The sequence below is a fragment of the Nocardia acididurans genome (assembly GCF_016741815.1).
In the GTDB taxonomy this organism is placed as follows: Bacteria; Actinomycetota; Actinomycetes; order Mycobacteriales; family Mycobacteriaceae; genus Nocardia; species Nocardia acididurans.
Window position 1 is genome coordinate 154996 of sequence record NZ_JAERRJ010000003.1, and the last position, 17643, is coordinate 172638.

Here is a 17643-nt window from a genome sequence, read left to right on the forward strand (position 1 = left end):
CAGCGCTCGCGACCTGTCGCACGCGCCGTGACGATATGCCTAATCGAAATATCGTCAGAGGAATAGCGAGAGGTCACGCATGTACCCCAGCGCCGGGCAGGGCAGTCCCCACGATGTGATCATCATTGGCGCCGGATTCGCCGGACTCTACGGCGTCCATCAGGCCGCCCGCGCCGGGCTGAACGTGCTCGGCCTGGAGGCCGGCGAGGATGTGGGCGGCACCTGGTTCTGGAACCGCTATCCGGGCGCGCGCTGCGATGTGGAGAGCGTCGACTACTCCTACTCCTTCGACGAGAACCTGCAGCAGAGCTGGACCTGGACCGAACGCTTCGCCGCCCAGCCGGAGATCCTGTCCTACATCAATCACGTGGCCGACCGCTTCGAGCTGAAGCAGCGCTACCGGTTCAACCAGCGGGTCAGCGCGGCCCGCTTCGACGACGACACCGCGCTGTGGACGCTGCGCACCGAGCAGGGCGACGAATACCGTTCCCGCTTCGTGGTTTTCGCCACCGGCTGCCTGTCCGCTCCGATCAAGCCGAACATCCCGGGCGTGGAAACCTTTGCGGGCGAGGAACTCTTCACCGCGCGCTGGCCCGAGGAGGGCGCGGATCTCACCGGTAAGCGCGTCGGCGTGATCGGCACCGGCTCCTCCGGCATCCAGGTGTCGCCGATCATCGCGCGGGAAGCGCTGGCGCTCACCGTCTTCCAGCGCTCCCCCAATTTCAGCGTGCCCATGCCGAACCGGCCGTGGAGCGCTGCGGAGCAGGAGCAGATCCGCGCCACCTACCGGCAGCGCCGCGAGAAGTCCTACTACGCCCCGGCCGCCACCCCGCACCCCAGCATCCAGACCAAGGCCCTGGAGCTGAGCGCACAGGAGCGCGAGGCGGCCATGGAGGACCGCTGGAATCAGGGCGGCGTGCTGTTCAACAAGGTGTTCCCGGATCAGAACAGCGATCTCACCGCCAATGAGCTGGTGCGTGATTTCGCGGTGGCCAAGATCCGCGCCAAGGTCGAGAACCAGTCGGTGGCAGACGATCTCATTCCCACCGATCATCCGATCGGCACCAAGCGCATCTGCACCGACTCCGGCTACTACGAGATGTTCAATCAGCCCCATGTCGGCCTGGTGAACCTGCGGCGCGAGCCCATCGAGGAGATCACGCCCACCGGCATCCGCACCGCCGAGAAGTTCATCGAGCTCGACACCCTGGTCTACGCAACGGGATTCGACGCCATGACCGGCGCGCTGCTGCGCATCGACATCCACGGCTCGAAGGATGCGAAGCTGGGCGACACCTGGGCCGACGGACCGGTCACCTACCTGGGTTTCGGCATCCCGGGATTCCCGAACATGTTCAGCATCAACAGCGTCGGCACCCCGTCGGTGATGGCGAATATGGTGCTGCACTCCGAACAGCAGCTGGACTGGGTGCTCGACCTGGTGGAACACTGCCGCGCCCAGGGCATTTCCCGCGTCGAGGCGCGTGACGAGGCCGCGGTGAAGTGGACCGACCACCTGCTGGAGGTCGCCGAGGGCACCCTGTTCGTGCAGGCCAACTCCTGGTACATGGGCGCGAACGTCGAGGGCAAGAAGCGCGTATTCATGCCCTACATCGGCGGTTTCGGCAACTACCGCCGCTTCTGCGACGAGGAGCGCGACAACGGCTACCCGAACTTCGAGCTGACGAAGTAGGGCCCGGAATGTGAACGGCTCGCCACCCCGTCATGGTGGCGAGCCGTTCGCTCGCCTGCGCGCTTCCTCGGACGCGCAGGTGAGATCAGTTGGCGGGCAGGCCGAGTCCGGCGGCCAGCACCGGCCACGACTTCACCAGGTCATCCTGCCAGTAACCCCACGAATGGGTGCCGGTCGGCTCGAAGTCGAAGGTGGCCGGGATACCCAGCTGGTCCAGTTTGGTCGCCAGGTTGTGCGTGCAGTAGTTGGTGGCCGCTTCCAGACCGCCACCGAGCAGCACCTGATTGGCCAGGCCGCCCGGTCCGGGCAGAGCGTGCGCGCCATCGAGGGTGTCGTACCGGCCGGGCAGCCCGGATCCACTGGAGATGAACAGGTTCAGGCCGCGCAGCCCTTCGGCGTTCACATAGGGATCATTGGCCGCCCACATCGGATCGCCCTTGGGGCCGTACATGTTCTCCGCATTGCCGCCGCCCATCGCGACCACGGTATTGACGAAGTTGTAGCCGATCGGGTCACTGATCTGCGCGCAGCCGCTGTAGGCCGCCACCGACCGGTACAGTCCCGGCGCGGCGATGGGCAGCTGCAGCACCGAAGTGCCCGCCATGGACAATCCGGCAATGGCGTTGAGCCCGTTGGTGTTCAGCGCCTTGTCGACGAGCGGCGGCAGCTCCTCGGTGAGGAAGGTCTTCCACATGTTCACGCCCAGCTTGGGATCCGGTGCGCGCCAATCGGTGTAGTAGCTGAACTGCCCGCCCACCGGCTGCACCACATTGACGTTCTTGTCCTTCAGGAAGGTCAGCACATCGGTCTGCTTCTGCCAGGTCGCCGAATCCTCGCCGCCGCCCGCGCCGTTGAGCAGGTACAGCACCGGGGCGGGGCCGGAGGTGTCGGCCGCGCGCTGCACGTCGACCTCGATGTTCTTGTCCATGGCGGCCGAGTAGACCTGGAGTTTCAGCGTGCGATCGCCGGTGCTCTGGCTGGAGACGATGCGCGAGCCGTCGGCCGAGGTGCCGGACGGATTCAGCCCGCCGATGGGGGCCGCGTGGGCCGTCCCCGCCGCGATGGGTAGCAGAACAGTTGCCGCTACCGCCAGGACCGCACTGCCCCACCTCGTCGATACGCGCACGCCGGACTTCTCCTTCAAGTGATGACTTCGACTATTTCCAATCGGAACAACCCGACGATCCAGGGTGGACCAGTGCGCTGAGCGTTAGCTGGCCTGAACCTTACGAACGGCTTAGAGGGGCCGGTCAGCCGCGGGAAATTGCGGCCGGCCGACCCCGGGCCGGGCGTCGTGGATCACTACTGGACGCGCAGGAAGAGGCGTCCGGCCAGGTCGGCCCCGATGATCCGGTCGTTGTCGTCGCGGGTGAAATAACCGCGCGACCCTTTCAGCCCGCCCTCGGTGACGATGAACTCGTCGCCCGCACCCGGCAGCAGGCCCATGGCGGCGGCCGGCAGATCCGGCGGCAGCTCGACCGGCGAGGCCGCGCGGACATCGGCGTTGATCCCGGCCGCCATGGTCAGGCGTGCGCCGTCGACCGCGATCGTGACCGTCATATCGTTGACCGCGTAGTCGCCGACGATCTCCGCGGCCCGCGCGGCGTCGAAGGGCAGCGGCTCCGGATCGGGCTCGACCAGGCCCAGGTAGTGCTCCAGCGCCCAGCGCACCACCGACTGATTGAGCAGCAGACCGTTGTCCGGACCCGAGTTGGACAGCACGATCACGGCGAAGTCGTGCTCGGGAACCATGAGCAGTTCGGCGAATTGGCCGTTGCCCGAACCGCCGTGGCCGAAGGTGGCCGCACCGGCGATGTCCTCGAGGAACCAGCAGATGCCGAAGGCGTCGGCGAGATTGCTGCCGCGCAGTTCCACGGTGGGACGGCGCATACCGTGCAGGGCGGCCGTGCTCAGCAGCCGCTCCCCGTTCGCGGTGCGGCCGTCGCCGAGGTGGAATCGGGCCCAGCGCAACTGATCCGACACCGAGGAGGCCAGACCGCCACCGCCGTTGTCGGCGCGGGAGTTCTTCCAGGCGCGCGCCACCGACAGGGTGCCGTCGGCATCCACGTTGTGCCCCATGGCGAATCGCCGCGTCATGACCTCGTGGGCCAGGTAGGCACTGTGTTCCAGCCCGAGCGGCTCGAAAAGCAGTGTGGCGACGGCCTGTTCGTAGGTCTGGCCGGTGACCTTCTCCACCACCCGGGCCAGCAGGTTGTAGCCCGCCTGGCTGTAGGAGGCGCGGCCGCCGGGCTCGCCGATGAGGTCGAGTTCGGGCAGGTGCTCCACGTAGCGGGCCAGATTGTCATCGCCCTCACCGCTGTCGACGACGACGCGCACGGCCAGGCCGCCGGTGTGGTTGAGCAGGTGCATCACGGTCAGTCCGGCGGCGACCCGCTCATCGGCCAGCCGGAGTTCGGGCACGTACCGCCGCACCGGCGCGTCGAGTTCGATCCGGCCGTCCTCGACCAGTCGCATGATGGCGGTGGCCGCATAGCTCTTGGACACCGACCCCAGCACGAACAGCGTGTTCTCGTCGACCGGGACCGGATTGTCGATATTGGTGACGCCGCAGGTCGCGTAGGTCTCCCGGCCGCCGTGGTACACGCCGACCGCCACGCCGGGCACGCCCAGCTTCTCGGCCAGGCCCTCGATGAGCTGCTGCAGTTCGGTGTTCGTCATGTCCTTCACCCCTTCGGTGTTCTCGGTTGGTGAGGACAACGATGCGAGGGGCCGCTGACAGCACTCCGATAGCGTGCTGACAGCGGCCCGTCAGGGTGAATATGCCTTGGTGGAAGGGGGTTTTCAGGCTCCCACGTAGGCGGCCAGGTGCTCGCCGGTGAGTGTGGAGCGGTCGGCCACGAGATCGGCCGGGCTGCCCTCGAAGACGATCTTGCCGCCGTCATGGCCCGCGCCGGGACCGAGGTCGATGATCCAGTCCGCGTGCGCCATGACCGCCTGGTGATGCTCGATCACGATGACCGACTTGCCGGATTCCACGAGTCGATCCAGCAGGCCGAGCAGGTTCTCCACATCGGCCAGGTGCAGGCCGGTGGTGGGCTCGTCCAGCACGTAGACCCCGCCCTTGTCGGCCATGTGCGTGGCCAGCTTGAGCCGCTGCCGCTCACCGCCGGACAGCGTGGTCAGCGGCTGGCCGATGGTCAGGTAGCCCAGGCCCACATCCGCCAGACGCTCCAGGATCGCGTGCGCGGCGGGGATTTTGGCCTCACCCTCGCTGAAGAACCGCTCCGCCTCGGCCACCGACATGGTCAGCACCTCGCTGATGTCCTTGCCGCCCAGGTGATAGTCGAGCACCGAGGCGTCGAAACGCTTGCCCTCGCACACCTCACAGGTGGTTTCCATCCCGGCCATGATGCCCAGATCGGTGTAGATGACGCCCGCGCCGTTGCAGTTCGGGCACGCGCCCTCCGAATTCGCGCTGAACAGAGCGGGTTTCACGCCGTTGGCCTTGGCGAACGCCTTGCGGATGGGCTCGAGCAGGCCGGTGTAGGTGGCGGGATTACTGCGCCGCGAACCCTTGATGGGCGTCTGATCCACGGCCACAACGCCTTCCGAGGCCGGAATGGAACCGTGGATGAGCGAGCTCTTACCCGAGCCCGCGACACCGGTGATCACGCACAGCACGCCGAGCGGGACGTCGACGTTCACGTTCTGCAGATTGTGCGTGTTGGCCTTGCGGATCTTCAACGCGCCCTTGGGTTTGCGCACCACGTCCTTGACCGCGGCCCGATCGTCGAAGTGACGGCCGGTGACGGTGTCGCTCGTACGCAGGCCCGCCACATCGCCCTCGAAACAGATGGTGCCGCCGCCGGATCCGGCCCCCGGACCGAGATCCACGATGTGGTCGGCGATCACGATGGTCTCCGGCTTGTGCTCGACCACCAGCACGGTATTGCCCTTGTCCCGCAACTGCAGCAGCAGATTGTTCATGCGCTCGATATCGTGCGGGTGCAGCCCGGCGGTGGGCTCGTCGAACACATAGGTGACATCGGTGAGCGAGGACCCCAGATGCCGGATCATCTTGACGCGCTGGGCTTCACCGCCCGACAGCGTGCCCGAGGCGCGATCCAGCGAGAGGTAGCCGAGCCCGATCTCCACGAACGAGTCCAGGGTCTGGCCGAGCGCCTCCAGCAGCGGGCCCACCGACGGCTCGTTCAGCTCCCGCACCCATTCGGCGAGATCGCTGATCTGCATGGCGCAGGCGTCGGCGATGCTGATCTTCTCGATCTTCGAGGAGCGGGCCAGCTCACTGAGCCGGGTGCCCGCGCAGTCCGGACAGGTCTGGAAGGTGACCGCGCGCTCCACGAAGGCGCGCACATGCGACTGCAGCGAGTCGATGTCCTTGGCCAGCGTGGTCTTGCGCAGTTTGGTGATGACGCCCTCGTAGGTGAGGTTGATGCCGTCGACCTTGAGCTTGGTCGGCTCCTTGTAGAGCAGATCGCTGAGCTGCTTCTTGGTGAACTTCTTGATCGGCTTGTCCATGTCGAAGAAGCCGCTGCCGCTGAAGATCCGGCCGTACCAGCCGTCCATGCTGTAGCCGGGGACGGTCAGCGCGCCCTCGTTCAGCGATTTGTTCTCGTCGTAGATCTGGGTCAGATCGATGTCGTTGACCGCGCCGCGGCCCTCACAGCGCGGGCACATGCCGCCGGTGATGGAGAAACTGCGGCGCTCCTTCACCGTCTTGCCCGCGCGCTCGATGCTCACCGCGCCCGCACCGCTGATCGAGGCCACATTGAACGAAAAGGCCTGCGGGGAGCCGATATGCGGCTTGCCGAGGCGGCTGAACAGGATGCGCAGCATGGCATTGGCGTCGGTGGCGGTGCCGACCGTGGAGCGCGGGTCCGCGCCCATGCGCTGCTGGTCCACGATGATGGCGGTGGTCAGGCCGTCGAGGACGTCCACCTCGGGGCGGGCCAGCGTCGGCATGAAACCCTGCACGAAGGTGCTGTAGGTCTCGTTGATGAGCCGCTGCGATTCCGCGGCGATGGTGCTGAAGACCAGCGAACTCTTCCCCGAACCGGAGACGCCGGTGAAAACCGTGAGCCGGCGCTTCGGGATCTCGATGCTGACGTCCCTGAGGTTGTTCACGCGCGCGCCGACCACGCGGATCAGGTCGTGGCTGTCGGCGGGGGCGAGCGCCGCTCCGGCTTTCGCGGCGGTCTTCTTCTTCGCGCCGTTTCTCGTGGCCGTGGTCATCGTGTCTCCCTCTGTGTCCGCGGGGCCTGCGTGGTCTCGGTCGACGTGGCCAGGCTCGATTCAATCAGCGGCACCGGCCCCCCGGTGCGATTTGTCCGGGTGGGTCGGTGCCGGGGCTGGATTCAGAATGACCGGGATTCAGCTCGCCTGCTGGAGACGGACCATATTGCCCGCCGGATCGCGGAACGCGCAGTCCCGCACGCCGTACGGCTGGTCCGCCGGCTCCTGGATGATCTCGGTGTCGGTGGCCTGGATCTTCTCGAAGGCGGCATCCACATTCTTGGTTGCCAGCACGATGCTGGCGTAGGTGCCCTTGGCCATCATCTCGGTGATGGTCTTGCGCTCGTCATCGGTGATCCCCGGGCTGGCCTCCGGCGGATACAGCACGATATTGGTGTCGGTCTGGCCGGCCGGGCCGACGGTGATCCACCGCAGGCCGTTGTAGCCGACGTCATTGCGCACCTCGAAGCCGAGGACATCGCGGTAGAAGGCCAGGGCGGCGTCGGGATCGTCCTGCGGGAGGAAGCTCGCTTGAATAGTGAAGTCCATACAGATCAGGCTAGGTTCGCCGCCGGGGCCTGCGCTTCTCGATTTCTGATCGGTCTGGTGACCTGTTTGGCCACGCACGACGGAATGCCCTCGGTCTCCTGCGCGGCATCCTTCTTGTAGACGCTCGGCGAGACGCCCACCAGCTCGGTGAAGCGCGTGCTGAACGTGCCCAGCGACTGACAGCCGACCTCGAAACACACCTCGGTGACGCTCAGATCCCCGCGCCGCAGCAGGGCCATGGCCCGCTCGATCCGCCTGGTCATGAGATAGCTGTACGGTGACTCGCCGTATGCGGCCTTGAACTGCCGGCTCAAATGTCCCGCCGACATATGCGCATCCCGGGCCAGCCTCTCGACATCCAGGGGCTGTGCGTACTCCCGGTCGATCCGATCGCGAACCCGGCGCAACTGCGCGAGATCGCGCTTGCGCTGTTCAGCGGCGGAGTTGCTGGTCACTTCCCCGATCGTAGACCAGACCACCGACGAGGACAGTGCGCCGAGCCGGTGGCGATTCACCCCATGATCAGGCCGAACCGGCCACCGCCGCCAGGAATGCCAGGGCCTCGGAACGACTGAAACCGGCCCCGCGCGCGTATGCCGAGCGATAGCCGTCCTCGCCGAGTCGATCACCGATGGCCGCGACGAGGGCCCGCAATTCCGGCTCACCGGCATCGACTACGCCGCGTATCACCGCGGTGACGCCCATCGCGATGGCCGCCGATTCCGGATCACCGTCGAGCAGCAGCAGTTCGGCCCACAGCTCGACCGCCTTCGCCAGGGCGAGGGTGACGGCAACCGGATCGCCATTGCGGAACGCATCGCGCACGGCCGCGACCAGCAGTTCGTACCCCCGACTGCGCACCTGCCCGTCGATCCTCGCGTCGGCCGGCGGGGTTGCGTCCTGACCAGTGGCTGCGAGATCGATTCTGAGCCGCGCGACATTGATCCGGTTGGCGGCGGTGGGATCCGGGTGAATCTGGCGGCGCAGCCGGTGTTCCAGCTCGGCGAGCGTGTCGGCGGCAGGACGAAGCTCGCCGCGGCGGCGGTGAAGTTCATTCCGGCAGAAGAGCATTGCGATGGCCAGGCGGGACAGTCCGCCGTCCGCAGCCAGGCGCTGGGCCGCGTGGATGTCTCGTTCCGCACCGGCGAGGTCGCCGCCGCGCATGCGTTCGGTGGCCAGTTCGGTTCGCGCGGCGAGGATGTCGTCCTCGGTGCCGAGTTCGGAGGCCAGGGCGACCGCGCGGGCGAAGGTGGCCAGCGCCTGATCGTGGTCGCCGTGCAGGGACAGCGCGCGGCCGACCGCGATCAGCGCCATGCCCAAACCCCAACGGTCGCCGACGGTTTCGAAGCCGTGCCGGGCGGCGCGGCGGGCTTCGGCACCGGCGGGCAGTTCGCCGCGGCCCGTGAGAGCCATGTCGCGGGCCAGGTGGGCGCTGGCTCGCACCCAGGGATCGGGCCAGTCCAGGGCGGTGCGCTGCTGGCGTTGCTCCAGATCGGCGTCCCCGGAATGTCCGGCGAGCAGGGCGGTCCAGAGCGGCAGGGCGGGGTGGAACTCGAGCGCGCCGGTGCGGTCGCACTCCGCGAGCATGGCCTGCGCCGAGGGCGGGTCACCGGCCGGGTTGCCGCCCATCAGATGAATCACCCGGAAAGCCGCGCGCGCATCGGCGGGCAGGGCTTCTCCCAGCCGGAGCACATCGGCCAGCGCTGTCTCGAACTGTGTGCTCATGCCGCGAATTCCCCAGTACCAGAACAGGGATCGCACGAACCTGGCCGCCAGTACGTCACCGGCGTTCACTGTGTTCCGCAGGGCAGCCGCGATATTCGCGTGCTCGGCGTCGAAAAGCGCTATCGCGTCCAGCTGTTCGCCGGTCCGCAGCGCCGGTTCATGGGCTTCGGCGAGGTCGAGGTGATACCGCACGAACCGATCGGTGAGATCGTCACCGGATTCCGCCAGCCGGTCGGCCGCGTAGGCGCGGATGCTCTCCAGCATCCGGTAGCGCCCGTCCGCGCTCACCACGATGGACTTCTCCACCAGCGCGTCCAGCACGTACACGATATCGCAGGCGGGCAGGGCGGCGTCCGCGCAGATCCCCTCCAGCGCCTCGACCGTCGCGCCGCCCGGGAACAGCGAAAGCCGCTGGGCCAGTAGCCGTTCCTGCGTCTCGAGCAGATCCCAGCTCCATTCGACCAGGGCGAGCAGGGTGCACTGGCGGGGCAGCGCGGTGCGGCTGCCCGAGGTGAGCAGCCGGAAGCGATCGCCCAGCCGGTCCGCGATCTGATCGACCGTCAGCGAGCGGAGTTTCGCGGCGGCCAGCTCCAAAGCCAGTGGGATGCCGTCGAGTTGGCGGCAGACCTCCACCGTCGGACCGACCGTGCCGTCATCGAGGGCGAACCCGGGCCGGACGGCCGCGGCACGGTCCAGGAACAGCCGGACGGATTCGAATCCCGCGGCCCGCACCGGATCCGCGTCAGCGGGCGGCAGCCCGAGCGGCCCCAGATGGCACAGCGCCTCACCGGTGATCGCCAGCGGCTCCCGGCTGGTGGCCAGAATTCGCAGTTCGGGCAGGCTGTCGAGGAGCTGCTGCGCGAGCGCCGCGGCCGCCTCCACGACATGCTCACAGTTGTCCAGAACCAGCACCGCCGGACCGACATTCAGCAGTTCCGTGAGCCGGTTCGTGCGGTCGGGACCGTCGGTGTCGAGCGCCCCCGCGATGGCGTCGGCCAGCTGATCGGGTGTGCCCACCTCGGCCAGCGGCACGAAGAACACCGCGCCCTCGTCATAGCGATCCATCGCCTCGACCGCCAACCGGGTCTTCCCCGCCCCGCCCGGCCCGACAATCGTTACCAGCCTGGCGTTTTCGAGCTGCTCACCCACCCCGGCCAACTCGTCGTCGCGCCCGACGAACCTGGTGAGCCGCGCGGGCAGCTTCTTGGTGGCGGATTCGATGCGCACCGGCGGGATGTCGATCTCCCCGCGCAGCAACGCCAAATGCGTGTCCCGCAACTCCGCGGACGGATCGATCCCCAGCTCCTCGTCGAGCCGCGCCCGCATGTCCTCATACACGGCAAGCGCGTCCGCCTGCCGCCCGGCCGCGGCCAGCGCGCGAATCCGCAACGCCGCCACCCGCTCACTCAGCGGCTGTTCCGCCCCCGCCGTCTCCAACTCGGACAGGATCCCCACATGCCGCCCCAACCGCAGTTCGGCCTCGAACCGATCCACCTGCGCGGCGACCCGCAGATCCTCCAGCCGAGTAGCGCTGACCTGTGCGAACGGCGCATCCAACACATCACTCAGCGCCGGCCCCCGCCACAGCCCCAACGCCTGACCCAGCACCCGCGACGCGGCCTCGACCCGCCCCGCCGCCAGTTCCTTCCGCCCCTCCGCGACCATCTCCTCGAACCGCCGGGCATCGGTCTGCACCCCCGCCAGCCGATAGCCCCCTGCCACCAACTCCACGGTTCCCGTGCCCCGCAACGCTTTCCGCAACCGCGACACCAGCGCCTGCAACGCCCCCGCCGCCTCGGCGGGCGGCTCCTCCCCCCACAACCCGTCGATCAGCGTCTCCACCGGAACAGCCCCGCCCTCGGCCACCCCCAGCCGAGCCGCCAGCATCCGAACCCGCACCCCGCCGATCTCCACCAGCGATCCATCCGCCCAGACTTCCACCGGACCAAGCACACCAACCCGCACCCGCCCGAGTCTTCCAGACGCCGAACCCCCCGGTGGATACCGCATTACCCCTCAGGTAATCGACTCACCGCACCCCCTCCGGCACAGTCGATTCCATGACCGACACCGCCCTGGACCCCACCGGCGCCCAACTCTTCGCCACCATGCCCTTCACCACCAAACTGGGCATAGAAGTCCTCGAACACTCCGCCGACCTCGTCCGCACCCGCCTGGCCTGGCACGAATCCCTCTGCACCCTGGGCAACACCATCCACGGCGGCGTATTCATGTCCCTGGCCGATTCGACCGCAGCCGTCTGCGCCTACCTCAACCTCCCCGAAGGCTCCCAGGCAACCACCACCGTCGAATCCAAAACCAACTTCCTGCGCGCCATCCGCTCCGGCCACGCCACCGCCACCTCCCGCCCCCTCCACACCGGCCGCAAATTCATCATCATCGAAACCGAAATCCACGACGACGCAGGCAAACTCGCCGCCAAAGTCACCCAAACCCAAGCCGTCCTCTAACCCAGCGGACGAGCGACCAGAAATAATGCGGCAGATCGACGGTGCCGCCGGGCGATACGCACTCGGGCAACACCGAAAGATGTATCTGCCTGTGCAGATCGGAAGTACACGGCTCACGGTGATCGGGCTGGTCGCAGTCGGCAGCGGCGCACGACTCGACCTGTACGACAACGGTTTCGTCGTCTACCGCGGCCAGCGCGTGAGAACAGTGCGCTACGACACCACCTCGGTCAAGGCCATGGTCACCCGCCACACCGGAGCCCAACAGAACCACATCAGCTACGACCTCACCTTCACCGACGTGAACGGCGCGAAATTCCTTCTGCACCAAGGCTTCCACCCCCCGCCGAGTGGAGCGCCGCCACACAGGAAAGCGTGGCCCGCGCCCAACTCCCCAAGGCCGCCGCCGAGATCCAACGCGGCGGAACCGTGGACTTCGGCCGAGTGCGCCTAACCGCCCAGGCCCTCATCACCAAAAAGCGCACCGTACCCTGGTCCCAGGTAGCCCGCCTAGACATCCGCGACGGCACCCTCTACATCGACGACGCCCAGGGTCGAACCATCGAGGTCCTCATAGTCTCCGACACCCCGAACTTCTACGTCTTCCACACCCTGGCCCGACAACTACGCACCCAGTCCCAGCCGACCTCGTCATAGTCGAATCCGGGACATGAGCGGGAAGAGAAGTAGAGGAATGTGGTGCCCCCGGCCGGGCTCGAACCGGCAACCGACGGATTATGAGTCCGCAGCTCTAACCCATTGAGCTACAGGGGCGCGCCACCGGCACATTAGCAAGTGCGAACCCAACCGACAAACCCAACACTATCGGGTGGATGGACGGTTCAGGTGAGCCGCGTCGCAGGAGTAACCGACTGAGCTACCGCTGATATCGATTCGTGGCGACGAGTCGATATCCCCGGCCTTTCGGAGGGGGAGGTCCGTAACGGTGTCACCGATATCCGTAGCGGGCACGGTGTCCTGATGACGGTCTCTCGTTTCTGCCCGCTGATGCGGGGTTTCGCCGACTGCCCAGCGCTCCCTGCCGGGACGCGCACCGCGGGTCTTCTGGTCGGCTCCACGAGGCTTCGGAGCTGACGCTCCCCGGTCTCCGGCCACTCCGGTACCGGTTGGATCGTATGCGGCCGCGAGGGCGGCGAGGTTGCGGGCCGCGTTCTCATCCCGGTCCAGGCCCAGGCCGCAGGCGTCGCAGGTGAACTGTCGAATGTACAGGGGCAGCTTGGTTTTCACCGCTCCACAACGTGAACAGGTTTTCGAGGACGGATACCAGCGGTCGGCCACGATGGTGTGGCCGCCTGTCCGGTCTCCCTTGTAGGTGAGCTGGTGCCGGATTCGGCCGAAGCCGGCATCGGCGATGTGACGGGCCAGTCGGCGGTTGCGCAGCATGCCCGTGACGTTGAGATCTTCGATCACCACGGTTTCGTACTCCGCGCGGATTGCCGTGGTGAGCTTGTGCAGGGCGTCGGTGCGCAAGTTGGCGATCCTGTGGTGCACTCGGTTGCGTTCGGCATCAGCTTTCGACCAGCGACGAGACGGTTGCCGCCCGGTTCGGCGATCGGGGCCTCGACGGCGAGACACCCGACGTGAGCGCATCCTGAGCTCGGCATATGCACGGTTGAAATTGCGAGGGTTCGGTATGAGCCGAACCCTGCCCTGAGAATCTGCGATGACCGCCAGGTTTCTCACTCCGAGGTCGATCCCTGCAATCCTTCCCGCGCCTGCGGCAGGAACTGGGGAGCGTTCGACCTCGGTCTGAAATGAGACCCACCAGCGCCCGCGTTCGAATCGAACGGCCGCCGACAGGATCCGGGCGGTCCCCTTCACTATGCGCCGCTGCAGCTTTCGAGTGGATTCGTGGGTCCGAATAGCCCCCAGCCTCGGGAGGGTCACATGACGACCGTCCTCCTCGACACGAATGGCCCCGGTGGTGAACCGGCACGCTAGCGTGGTGCGACGCTTCGCCTTGAAGCGGGGCATACCTACCCGGCCCGCGCGCCGACCGGCTTTGGCCTTGGCGTAGTTGTCGAATGCGGCTGCGGCATTTGCCAATCCGGTGTTGTATGCCTCCTTGGAGTTCTCCTGCCACCAGGACGAGAAACGCGGGTCGGCCTTCTTCTCCCGGTTGAAGACCTTGCGCAGCTCGGGCAGCGACCACGGCCGCCACGGAGTCAGGTCGGCCTCGTCGATACCGTAGGACAGCTCGGCCTGTCGCTGCCGCCACGAGGCCGACACCCATTGCACGGCCCAGTTGTAAGCGGCACGGGCCGCACCGCAGTGAGATTGAAGTGCCATTGTTTGGGTGACGTTCGGGTCAAGAGCGAATTTGTACGCTTGGAGGACGCAGTTCGGTCGCGCCTGGAACGCCCTGGCCACTCGCCTCCCCCTCCGTCGACGGGCATCGATGTTAGACGACTATCGCCGTGCCCCGCGTGGTTTGAGCCGATCCGGGCCTAGGGTGGCGGATGGAGCGAATGACCAGGAGGAATGATGGCGGATCTGTTCGTGAATGTGCTTCGGGCGCATCAGTGGATTTATGAGAACAGCAAGGGGGTGGTGGGGCATCGGCTGCTGTTCGGTAACCCGACGCTGTTGCTGCGGACTGTGGGGCGGAAGACGGGGCAGGAGCGGACCAATGCGCTGACTTATGGGCGGGATGGGAAGGACTATTTGGTTACCGCTTCCAATGGGGGGTCGGCGCGGGCGCCGGGGTGGTTGGCGAATCTGAAGGCCAAGGCGGACTGTGAGATTCAGGTGGGGACTACGCTGATTCCGGTGACGGCTAGGGCTACCTATCCGGATGATCCGGAGTATGCGCGGCGGTTCGCCATCGTGGACAAAGTGAATCAGGGGCGGTATGCGGAGTATCAGAAGAAGACTTCGCGGCCGATTGCTGTGGTGGTGCTGAGTCCCCGGTAGGCGGGTGTGGAACTGGACAGGTGAGATAAGGGTCGGCTATCCTCGGCCGCAGAGGGGAGTACTTCCCACGAATCATTCCGGTCAATACGGACAGCGCCGTCGCTGATCCCCGGGTGGTTGCCCACGGATGCGGGTGAAGGAGACCTCGGCTGGTTTTCCATGTCCGAGGAGGTCCGTTGAGTTCCGCTCTGTCTTATGTCGCTGCGGGTAGCAGCATCGAATCTGTTGGTACGCCCTGGTTGTGGGGTGGGACCATCGCTGTCGTGCTGGCGCTGGTGGTGCTGGACTTCGTGTTGACGCGGAGGCCGCACGAGGTGTCCATGCGCGAGGCGGTGGGGTGGACGACGTTCTATATCGCGCTGCCGGTGGCGTTCGGCGTGTTCCTGTGGGTGAACAGCGGGGGGACGGCGGCGACGGAGTACTTCACGGGGTATCTGCTCGAGAAGTCGCTGTCGGTGGACAACCTGTTCGTGTTCATGCTGCTGCTGTCGGCGTTCGCGGTGCCGAAGGTGCTGGCGCAGCGAGTGCTGCTGTACGGGATCGTGGGCGCGCTGGTTTTGCGTGGCGTGTTCATCGCGCTGGGTGCTGCCGCACTGGCGACGCTGGACTGGGCGTTTCTGCTGTTCGGGGCGATTCTGCTGCTGACGGCGGTGAAGCTGCTGGCGGATGCGGCCGGTGGGTACGAGGCCGAGGTGGACATCTCCACGATGCGGTCGGTGCGGGTGCTGCGCCGGTTCTGGCCGGTGACCGATGACTATCGCGGTACGAAGCTGACGGTCGTCGAGAAGGGCAAGCGGGCGCTGACCCCGCTGGCGCTGGTCGTCGCGGCCGTGATGGCCACCGATCTGGTGTTCGCGGTGGATTCGGTGCCCGCCGTGTACGGCGTGACCGGGGATCCGTTCCTGGTGTTCGCGACCAACGCGTTCGCGCTACTCGGTTTGCGCGCACTGTATTTCGTGCTGCACGCGGCGCTGTCGCGGCTGGTGCACCTGGCGTACGGCCTGGCGACGATCCTGGCCTTCATCGGTGTGAAGCTGGTGCTGCACTGGGCGCACGGCGTCTGGAGCGGCGTGCCGACCATTCCGACGGCCGCCTCGCTGGTGGTGATCGTGGTGGTGCTGGCGACGGTGACGCTGACCAGCCTGTACGCCACCCGCAACAAGCAGCAGGAGCCCACGGAGCCGGAGGTCGAGGCGTCGACCAGCTGATCGGACAAGCGACAGGGGCGCTGCCGGTACCCATCGGCAGCGCCCCCTGTCGTGAACCGGTTACGTCAGCTTGACCCGCGCCGCGAAGAACCGCGCGACCGAGGGCGCGAACCGGTTGAACCGGTACTGCAGCCACGCCTCCGGCGTCACGGGAACCACGGCCTTCCCGTTCTCGACGGCCTTGACGATCTGCTCGGCCACCTTCTCCGGCCCGTAGCGCCGCGCCGCGTACAGCTTGTCGAACTTCTGCTGCTTGGCGGCTTCCTCATCGGCGGAGACGCCGGCGAAGCGGGTGGTGGCCACGATATTGGTGTGCACGATGCCGGGGCAGATGGTGTGCACGCCGATGCCCTTGCCGTTCAGCTCGGCCCGCAGGCAGTCGGAGAACATGAAGACCGCCGACTTGCTGGTGGAGTACGCGCTGAACCCGCGCTGCGGCGTGTAGGCCGCCATGCTGGACAGGTTGACGATATTGCCGCCCAGCCCGCGTTCGGCCATGGCCTTGCCGAAGGACCGGCAGCCGTTGATCACCCCGTGCAGGTTGATATCCAGCACCCGGTTGAATTCGGCTGCGGGAGTGTCGAAGAAGTCGCCCGCCTGCCCGACGCCGGCATTGTTGATGAGGATGTCGGGCACCCCGTGCGCCGCCACGACCTCGGCCGCGTGGGCATCCACGGCGTCCGCGTCGGCCACGTTCAACTGGTAGGCATGCGCCGTACCGCCTTCGCGCGCAATGAGTTCCGCGGTCTCCTTGGCGGAGTCGAGGTTGATATCGGAGAGCACCACCTCGGCCCCGCGGCGCGCGAATGCCAGCGCGGTCTCGCGCCCGATGCCGCTGCCGCCGCCGGTGATCACCAGCAGCTGATCCTCGAAAGGCCGCTGCTCCCGGCCGACTTCGGCGCGCCGCAGCGTGCGCGGGACGGCCCCGGTGCGCACGGCGTCGACGAGTTCGATGGTGGAGGTGGCGAGCAGTTCGGGATGGGAGAACGGAAGCCAGTGCCCGCCACCGACTTCGCGGCGGTACAGGTTGGGCGCGTACTCCTTGGTGTCGGCGTATCCGGCGGGCCGCACGGCCACATCCCGGCGCGCGATGATCAACTGCACCGGCACCTCGGTGCGGCGCTCGCGCGGATCGGCCATGCGCTGCGGGATGTTCGCGCGGTAGATGCGCATCCCGTCGAAGAAGTCACGCCGGAACTCGGGCCCGAATTTGATGTTCTCGGGCGAGGTGTCGTTCATGATGCCGACGAACCGCGACCAGATCTTCTCGGTGCCCAGCGGCTTGAGCACCACGCGCGGCACGCCGGGCGTCATGAACAGGCCGGTGTAGAGCGAGGAGAGCAGCTGGGTGAACGGCCCCCACACCTTGCCGCCCGACAGCTCACCGCGCACCCACGCGCCCAGGTGGTCGAGGTTGGGCCCGGAGACGGACGTGAACGACGAAATCCGTTCGGCGGCCTGCGGTTCGCACACAGCCTCCCACATCTGGACCGAGCCCCAGTCGTGCGCCAGCACGTGCACGGGCTGATCCGGGCTCACGGCGTCGGCGACGGCGAAGAAGTCCGAGGCGAAGTGCTCGAGCTTGTAGTCCTCGGTGCGCGAGGTGCGCGTGGAGCGACCGTGCCCGCGGGTGTCGTAGGTGACCACGTGGAAGCGGTCGGCGAGCAGCGGCACCACCCGATCCCACAGGTGATTGTCATCCGGCCAGCCGTGCACCAGCACAATGGTTTCCGCGGATGGCTCACCGTATTCGTAGACGGCGATATCGAATTCACCATTGCGGACGAGGCGCTCGGCGGCCGGGATGATGGTTGTCTGATCGGTCATCGATCTTCTCCTGGAAGACGGG

At 66.9% G+C, this 17643-nt stretch carries 14 protein-coding genes and 1 tRNA gene; 6 read left to right on the plus strand and 9 right to left on the minus strand.

Translation table 11 applies throughout. From position 1 onward, the window contains the following. The first annotated feature begins 79 nt into the window (after positions 1-79). A complete protein-coding gene (locus JK358_RS08870; protein WP_201945380.1) occupies positions 80-1693 on the plus strand; it encodes a flavin-containing monooxygenase in 1614 nt (537 codons plus the stop codon). An 85-nt stretch (positions 1694-1778) separates the two neighbouring features. On the opposite strand, the gene JK358_RS08875 is transcribed toward JK358_RS08870, so the two are convergent. From JK358_RS08875 to JK358_RS08900, 6 genes are all read right to left on the minus strand, one after another. Continuing rightward, positions 1779-2819, minus strand: coding sequence for an alpha/beta hydrolase (locus JK358_RS08875; RefSeq protein WP_201945381.1), 1041 nt, complete (start codon positions 2817-2819; stop codon positions 1779-1781). 176 nt (positions 2820-2995) lie between these two features. Then, positions 2996-4372 (minus strand): serine hydrolase domain-containing protein, encoded by a 1377-nt coding sequence (locus JK358_RS08880; RefSeq protein WP_201945382.1) that lies wholly within the window; start codon positions 4370-4372, stop codon positions 2996-2998. A 123-nt stretch (positions 4373-4495) separates the two neighbouring features. Continuing rightward, on the minus strand, positions 4496-6907 hold the full coding sequence (locus JK358_RS08885; RefSeq protein ID WP_201945383.1) for an ATP-binding cassette domain-containing protein: 2412 nt from the start codon (positions 6905-6907) through the stop codon (positions 4496-4498). 138 nt (positions 6908-7045) lie between these two features. Then, entirely contained in the window at positions 7046-7456 is a 411-nt protein-coding gene (locus tag JK358_RS08890; protein ID WP_201945384.1) for a VOC family protein, read from the minus strand. Positions 7457-7461: 5 nt separating this feature from the next. After that, entirely contained in the window at positions 7462-7911 is a 450-nt protein-coding gene (locus JK358_RS08895) for a helix-turn-helix transcriptional regulator (protein WP_201945385.1), read from the minus strand. Between the two features lie 67 nt (positions 7912-7978). Next, on the minus strand, positions 7979-11146 hold the full coding sequence (locus JK358_RS08900) for an AfsR/SARP family transcriptional regulator (protein WP_201945386.1): 3168 nt from the start codon (positions 11144-11146) through the stop codon (positions 7979-7981). Positions 11147-11241: 95 nt separating this feature from the next. On the opposite strand from JK358_RS08900, the gene JK358_RS08905 reads away from it, so the two are divergent. The 3 genes from JK358_RS08905 (at position 11242) to JK358_RS08915 (ending at position 12309) form a co-directional block, all read left to right on the plus strand. Continuing rightward, on the plus strand, positions 11242-11652 hold the full coding sequence (locus JK358_RS08905) for a PaaI family thioesterase (RefSeq protein ID WP_201945387.1): 411 nt from the start codon (positions 11242-11244) through the stop codon (positions 11650-11652). A 79-nt stretch (positions 11653-11731) separates the two neighbouring features. After that, positions 11732-12106, plus strand: coding sequence for a hypothetical protein (locus JK358_RS08910; protein ID WP_201945388.1), 375 nt, complete (start codon positions 11732-11734; stop codon positions 12104-12106). Continuing rightward, on the plus strand, positions 12028-12309 hold the full coding sequence (locus tag JK358_RS08915; protein ID WP_307817400.1) for a DUF6585 family protein: 282 nt from the start codon (positions 12028-12030) through the stop codon (positions 12307-12309). Before JK358_RS08910 ends, JK358_RS08915 begins: the two co-directional genes overlap by 79 nt. A gap of 40 nt (positions 12310-12349) precedes the next feature. Here JK358_RS08915 and JK358_RS08920 read toward each other — a convergent pair. Both JK358_RS08920 and tnpB read right to left on the minus strand, forming a co-directional pair. Then, positions 12350-12426, minus strand: a tRNA-Ile gene (locus JK358_RS08920). Positions 12427-12474: 48 nt separating this feature from the next. Next, a complete protein-coding gene (gene tnpB, locus JK358_RS08925; protein WP_201945390.1) occupies positions 12475-14043 on the minus strand; it encodes an IS607 family element RNA-guided endonuclease TnpB in 1569 nt (522 codons plus the stop codon). A gap of 114 nt (positions 14044-14157) precedes the next feature. Between tnpB and JK358_RS08930 the strand changes: the two genes are divergently transcribed. Continuing rightward, a complete protein-coding gene (locus JK358_RS08930; protein WP_201945391.1) occupies positions 14158-14586 on the plus strand; it encodes a nitroreductase family deazaflavin-dependent oxidoreductase in 429 nt (142 codons plus the stop codon). 176 nt (positions 14587-14762) lie between these two features. Further along, entirely contained in the window at positions 14763-15794 is a 1032-nt protein-coding gene (locus tag JK358_RS08935; protein WP_232851013.1) for a TerC/Alx family metal homeostasis membrane protein, read from the plus strand. 60 nt (positions 15795-15854) lie between these two features. Here JK358_RS08935 and JK358_RS08940 read toward each other — a convergent pair whose 3' ends face one another. Next, complete coding sequence (locus JK358_RS08940) at positions 15855-17621, minus strand: SDR family oxidoreductase (RefSeq protein WP_201945392.1); 1767 nt, start codon at positions 17619-17621, stop codon at positions 15855-15857. Positions 17622-17643 lie beyond the last annotated feature (22 nt).